At 74.9% G+C, this 5,346-nt stretch carries 5 protein-coding genes; 2 read left to right on the top strand and 3 right to left on the bottom strand.

Annotation, left to right across the window (positions count from 1 at the left end; genetic code table 11):
- Window positions 1-191 precede the first annotated feature (191 nt).
- The gene (locus AB0O91_RS41050) at window positions 192-866 is read right to left on the bottom strand and encodes a hypothetical protein (RefSeq protein ID WP_363444636.1); all 675 of its coding nucleotides are present in this window, start codon (window positions 864-866) and stop codon (window positions 192-194) included.
- A 104-nt stretch (window positions 867-970) separates the two neighbouring features.
- On the opposite strand from AB0O91_RS41050, the gene AB0O91_RS41045 reads away from it, so the two are divergent.
- Window positions 971-1,606 carry a helix-turn-helix domain-containing protein gene (locus AB0O91_RS41045; RefSeq protein WP_363444634.1) on the top strand — a complete coding sequence of 212 codons (636 nt, stop codon included), beginning with the start codon at window positions 971-973 and terminating at the stop codon, window positions 1,604-1,606.
- 5 nt (window positions 1,607-1,611) lie between these two features.
- On the top strand, window positions 1,612-2,361 hold the full coding sequence (locus AB0O91_RS41040; RefSeq protein WP_363444632.1) for a TrmH family RNA methyltransferase: 750 nt from the start codon (window positions 1,612-1,614) through the stop codon (window positions 2,359-2,361).
- A 37-nt stretch (window positions 2,362-2,398) separates the two neighbouring features.
- On the opposite strand, the gene AB0O91_RS41035 is transcribed toward AB0O91_RS41040, so the two are convergent.
- Both AB0O91_RS41035 and AB0O91_RS41030 read right to left on the bottom strand, forming a co-directional pair.
- Window positions 2,399-3,721, bottom strand: coding sequence for a peptidoglycan-binding protein (locus AB0O91_RS41035; RefSeq protein ID WP_363444630.1), 1,323 nt, complete (start codon window positions 3,719-3,721; stop codon window positions 2,399-2,401).
- 223 nt (window positions 3,722-3,944) lie between these two features.
- Window positions 3,945-4,955, bottom strand: coding sequence for an XRE family transcriptional regulator (locus AB0O91_RS41030; protein ID WP_363444628.1), 1,011 nt, complete (start codon window positions 4,953-4,955; stop codon window positions 3,945-3,947).
- Window positions 4,956-5,346 lie beyond the last annotated feature (391 nt).

The following is a 5,346-nucleotide window of genomic DNA, read 5'->3' as shown; positions in this document are numbered from 1 at the left end:
AAATCACCCGTCACGCCCCTCTCCGCACCCACCCCCTCCACCGCCCCCTCCCGCAGCGCGTCCCTCTCGCCTGGGTGGGTGAGGGGGTGGGTGGGTTGCTGGGGGTGGGTGGGTGCGGGTTTGGGGGTGGGTGGGGGTGGGGCTTTGGGCGCGCGGGGCGAAGCCCGCGCGCCCGCTGTGGGGGGTGGGGGTCAGGGGTGGTGGGTGTGGGCGGCTTGGAGCCAGTTGGTGAACTCGCAGGCGAAGTGCCACTGGTGGCCGGTGGGGAGGAGGGTGGGGGCGGCTTCGGGGAACTGGACGGTGAGGCGGATCCGGAGGCCGTCGGGGGTGTCGGCGAACTCGTGCATCACGCGCAGGACTTCGGTGCCGTCGGCGAGGGTGCCGGTGCCGCCGATGCGGACCGGGTAGGTGGCGGCGTCGGGGGCGGTGATGGGGACGTCGTCGTGGAAGTGGAGGAAGAAGCGGGTCGGGGTGGTGCCGATGGTCTCGATGATCTCGACCCGGTCGCCGGTGGAGTCGGCGAGGTAGTGCTCGGGGTTGGCGGCCAGCAGGGCGGTGCGGTCGCCGGCGTGCAGGCGGCCCTGCCACCAGGTGAGGAAGCGGTCGGCGTCGATGCCGGTGGCGGTGAGTTCGGTGACGGCGGTGCGCCAGTGGCCCCGGGAGGCGTGGGCCCAGGCGGTCAGGGCGGTGTCGGCGGCGGTGGTGTCGGGGGTGAGGAGTTCGCGCATCCGGTCGTCGCCGAGGCGCTGCTTGAGGAGGCGCAGGGCGGCGCGGGCGCGGTCGAGTTCCCAGCTGAGGACGGCTTCGCGGGAGTGCGGGGTGCCGTCCAGCGTGGTGTGGACGGTGAGCGGGGCGGTGGTCGTCACGGTGGTGCTCCTCGAAGGGTGAGGGCAGGTATGCGGAGAGAATTTCTCCGCTTGGTGGTGACGCTAGCATAGGAGGAGAGAGTTTCTCCGGTTAGGGAGTGTGGATGAGGGCCGACGCGGAACGCAGCCGGCGCAGGATCCTGGACGCCGCCTGTGAGGTCTTCCTGGAACGCGGGCCGGACGCCCCGTTGGACGCGGTGGTCCGGCGGGCGGGCGTCGGCCCGGCCACGCTGTACCGCCGCTTCCCCGACCGGGAGGCGCTGGTCCGGGCGCTGGTGACGGACCTGCTGGCGCGGCTCGCGGCGGCCGCCGCCGAGGCGCGGGGGGCGGAGCCGGATCCGTACCGGGCGCTGCGCCGCTTCGTGCACGCGGCCGCCGACCTGCGGATGGGGGCGGCGATCGTGGTGCTGCTGGAGCGTCTGGTGGTGGACGCGGAGCTGGTGGCCGTCCGGGAGCGGGCGGTCACCGAGGTCGAGGGGCTGTTGGGGGCGGCCCGGGAGGCCGGGCGGGTGCGGGCGGACGTGGGGATGGGGGACCTGGTGCTGTTGTGCGTCCGGGTCTCGCGTCCGTTGCCGGGGGCGTTGGCGGCGTTGGACGCGGACGGGGAGCTGGTGCACCGGCACCTGGACCTGGCCCTGGCGGGGCTGGCCGGGGCGGACCGTCCGATGGGTGTGCCGTTGGGGTTCGACGAGGTGATCGCGGCCGCCGGGCGGCCCGGGGAGCCCGGGGTGGGAGAGTGACCGCCATGGACGACGAGGCGGTGCGGGCGTGGCGGGAGGCCGAGCGGGAGCCGGGGGCGGTGCTGCTGGACGGGTTCCATCCGTTGAAGCACGCGCTGCGCTTCGGGGGCGCGGTGCGGGTCGTGCTGACGGCGGACCGGGCGGCGCTGCTGGCCCTGGCGGCCGAGCTGGCGCCGGACGTGGTGGCGGCCGTGGACGCCACGGCGGTGGAGGTGGCGGAGGCCCGGCTGCGGGCGCTGGCGCCCCGGCTGCATCCGACCGGGGTGATCGCCCTGGCGGTGCGGCCGTCGGCGGCGGCCAACCGGGCGGTGCTGGCGGAGCGGCCGCGGCGGGCGCCGGTGGTGGTGCTGGAGAACCCGCGGAACCTGGGGAACGTCGGGGCGGTGATCCGGCTGGCCGCCGGGTTCGGGGCGACCGGGGTGGTGACCACGGGCGACCTCGACCCCTGGCACCCGGCGGTGCTGCGCGGCAGTGCCGGGCTGCACTTCGCGACCGCGGTGGAGCGGGTGGGGCTGCCCGAACTGCCCGCCGGGCCGCTGTACGTGCTGGACCCGGAGGGCGTGGACATCCGCGACCTGCCGTTCCCGGACGACGCGCTGCTGGCCTTCGGGACCGAGCGGCACGGGGTGTCGGCGGAGCTCAAGGCGCGGGCGGACCGGCTGGTGGCGGTGCCGATGCAGGCCGGGGTGTCCAGCTTCAACCTGGCGACGAGCGTGGCGATGGGCCTGTTCCACTGGATGTCGGGGCGGCGCTGAGGCGCGGCACCGGGCGGTGCCGCGCCCCGGTGGGGCGTCAGGAGAAGAGCGCGCGCCAGGTGTCCGGGCCCGGGTAGCCGTCGGCTTCGGCGCCGCGCCAGCCCTGGGCGAGCTGGAAGGCCTGGGTGGCCCTGCGGTCCGCCTCCGTCCAGCGCGGGCCGGGGCCGACGGTGTACGAGCCGCCGAAGCCCTTGCGGACCAGCTGTTCGCCGAGCTGCCGGACGTACTCGTTGCTCTGGCCGGGGGCGAAGTAGCCGGTGCCGGGGAAGGCGCCGGTCGGCGGCGGGGGCGGCAGCGGGGTGCCGCCCCCGCCGTCGATGTTGCGGCCCTTGCCGTTGACCAGGAAGTCCCAGGTGTCCTTGCCCGGGAGGCCGTCGGCCTCGCTGCCGCGCCAGCCCTGGGCGAGCTGGAAGGCCTGGGTGGCCTTGCGGTCGGCCTCGCCCCAGCGCGGGCCGGGGCCCTCGGAGTAGAAGCGGGCGCCGCCGCGCTGGACCAGCATCTGGCCGAGCTTGGTGACGTAGCCGTTGTTCTGGCCCGGGCCGAAGTACTGGGTGCCGGGGAAGGTGTTCGCGGAGGTGCCGCCACCGTCGTTGCTGGCGCCGGACAGGCCGGTGTAGCGGTAGGGGACGTAGCCGCCGGAGTTGTTCCAGTACGCGTACGGGGTGGAGCGCTTCTTGGTGCCGGGGGAGGTCTGCTCGTAGGCGACGTACTTGGTGCGGGAGGAGTCCGTCCAGCCGCCGAAGATCGTGACGTGCGAACCGGCCTGCGGGTTGGCCGGGTTGTTGTAGATCAGCACGTCGCCGGGCTGGAGGTCGTCCCTGCCGATCCGTTCGGCGAAGTTCGGCAGGGTCCAGGTGGTCTGGCTGCTGCCGAGGCCCCAGGCCATCGAGACGAAGCCGGAGCAGTCCTGGCGGTAGCCGTCCGACCAGTAGCGGCCCATGCTGTACGGCACGCCCTGGTCGACCCAGCCCTGGGCGCGCTGGATGATCTGGGCCCGGGTGACGGGCTGGGCGGCGAGGCGGGGGGCCGCGAAGGAGCGGGCGCCGGGGGCCTGGCCGTAGAGGCCGCTGACCTCGCCCTGCGGGGTCTGCGGGGGCTGGGCGGTGTTGCTGCCGCCCGGGGTGGGGGTGGGGGCCGGCGCGGCGGCGGCCGTGCCGCCGCCTATCGCGGTGCCCACGGCGGCCACCAGGACGGCGGCCCGGCGGCGGACGCTGCGGGCCGCGGCGTGCCCGCCCTCGTGGACCGGGGCGGCGTTCCGCCGGGCGCGGCGGCGGGCGTTGCAGCCCCCGCATATGCAGTCCTCCTCCGGTTCGACCTCGTCGAACTGCATCAGCGGGGACAGGGGGTCGGTAAGGGTCATGCTCCGCCTCTTTCCTGCGGTCTTCCTGGTCGGCGCCTGACGGCGGGACAGGAGTTGCCTTCCCGGACGGTCCGCGTGTTATCGGGACCAAAGTCCCAAAGCGGGCGGGCTGCGGCGCGGCGGATTGCGCCGGACGGGTGAGGACCCGTTCGGCCGCCGGACGTGGCGTCGGGCGGGCCGAGCGGTTACGAGCGTTGAGTCGGGGTCAGGTCGGCCGGGTGGGTCAGGCCCATTCCCAGCGGATGCCGATGTGGCCCGGCTGCTGGTCCGGGGCCAGCACGTGGGCGCTCGCCGAGGCGCCGACCCAGAGCTGTTCGCGGCGGTGGTCGACGTCGGCGCCCGGCTCGCGGTCGTAGCGCTCGCAGTGCACCGGGACGGCCGCCGGGTCGAAGTGCACCTGGAGGACGTACTCGCGCACCGTGGTGGCGAAGCGGCGGCTGTACTCCAGGGTCGGGCCGCCCGGCGGGATCTCCACCTCGTACTCGAAGACCGTGCTGTCGCCGAGGCCGAGCGGGCGGTCCAGCATCAGCTCGCCGACGGTCAGTCCGGCCTCCGGGCGGCGGCGGACCCGGCCGAGCCGGCCGTGCCGCACCGAGGTGATCTCCGGGCAGCCGGTGGCCTCCTCGTCGGCCTTGTGGACGACCAGGCAGCGGCCGACGCCACCGACCGTGGCGCGCACCACCTGGCGCATCCGCAGCAGGTTGCCGCGCCGCTCGGCGTCGACGTAGTACGAGTCGTGGATGCTCAGCCGCTCCAGCTCGCCGGCCGGCGGGGCGTCCAGCTCGGCGAAGATCGCGGCGATCTCCTGCTCGCCCGGCCAGACGTCCTCCAGGCCGAGGTGCAGGGTGTTGGCGGCGGCGGCCCAGCGGCCGCGCGGGCGGGGCGGGCCGAGCAGCGAGGAGAGCGCGCTGTGCGGCAGGCCGAGCAGTTCCTCCAGCAGGTGGACGGCGCGCAGCGAGCTGGCCCGCTCGGGCTGGCTGCGGCCGCGCCGCCAGTAACTCAGCGTCGTCACACTGACCCTGACGCCCCGTTGGGCGAGGGCGGCCCGGATCCGGTCCAGGCTGAGGCCGCTGGTCTCGATCGCCAGGTGCAGGGCCTCCGCGAAGCCTCCGGCCTGGGCGGGGCGTCCGGTGGTGGAGGGAGTGGTGGCGGCCGGCTGGGGCGGCTCCGGGCGCTCCGTACGCGATCCGACCAGCCGCAGCCGTGCGGCGTCCTGAGGCTGCTGTGCGGCCATGCGGTGACCCTCCCCACCAGGTGAGTTCGGTGGCACCGGGCCGATGCCGGGGTGCGCCGCCAGCGGCTTCACCGAGCTTTGGGGAACCCTATGCACGGTCGAGAGGCTACGTCATCAGTCGTGCGTATGACAGTGGTCACGGCGGGTGGGCCGGATGGTTATCGATCTTGAAACAGTCCGGAAACACGACCGGAACCCGGCCCCCGGGAGGCCGGGGAACCGGGCGGAAACGGACACCGCCGGGGCGGGCCTGCTCGGCGCCGCCCCGGCGGGGGTCGGGGTGCTGCGACCGGCCGGTGGATGCTCCTATAGACGTCAAGCGGCTGGAGCAAGGTCGGTTCGCGTGGTGTGTTCGGCTGGTGCGCCGGTGAGCGCGCGGTAGACCTCGCGT

This window comes from Kitasatospora sp. NPDC089797 (assembly GCF_040684795.1).
Taxonomy (GTDB): Bacteria; Actinomycetota; Actinomycetes; order Streptomycetales; family Streptomycetaceae; genus Kitasatospora.
Note: the sequence above shows the minus strand (reverse complement) of the source record. Positions and strands in the feature narration are given on the sequence as shown.

Bases quoted from the DNA above. Each gene is read 5' to 3' on its own strand.
- AB0O91_RS41045 (WP_363444634.1), top strand. From the start codon at position 971: ATGAGGGCCGACGCGGAACGCAGCCGGCGCAGGATCCTGGACGCCGCC.
- AB0O91_RS41040 (WP_363444632.1), top strand. From the start codon at position 1,612: ATGGACGACGAGGCGGTGCGGGCGTGGCGGGAGGCCGAGCGGGAGCCG.
- AB0O91_RS41035 (WP_363444630.1), bottom strand. From the start codon at position 3,721: ATGACCCTTACCGACCCCCTGTCCCCGCTGATGCAGTTCGACGAGGTC.
- AB0O91_RS41030 (WP_363444628.1), bottom strand. From the start codon at position 4,955: ATGGCCGCACAGCAGCCTCAGGACGCCGCACGGCTGCGGCTGGTCGGA.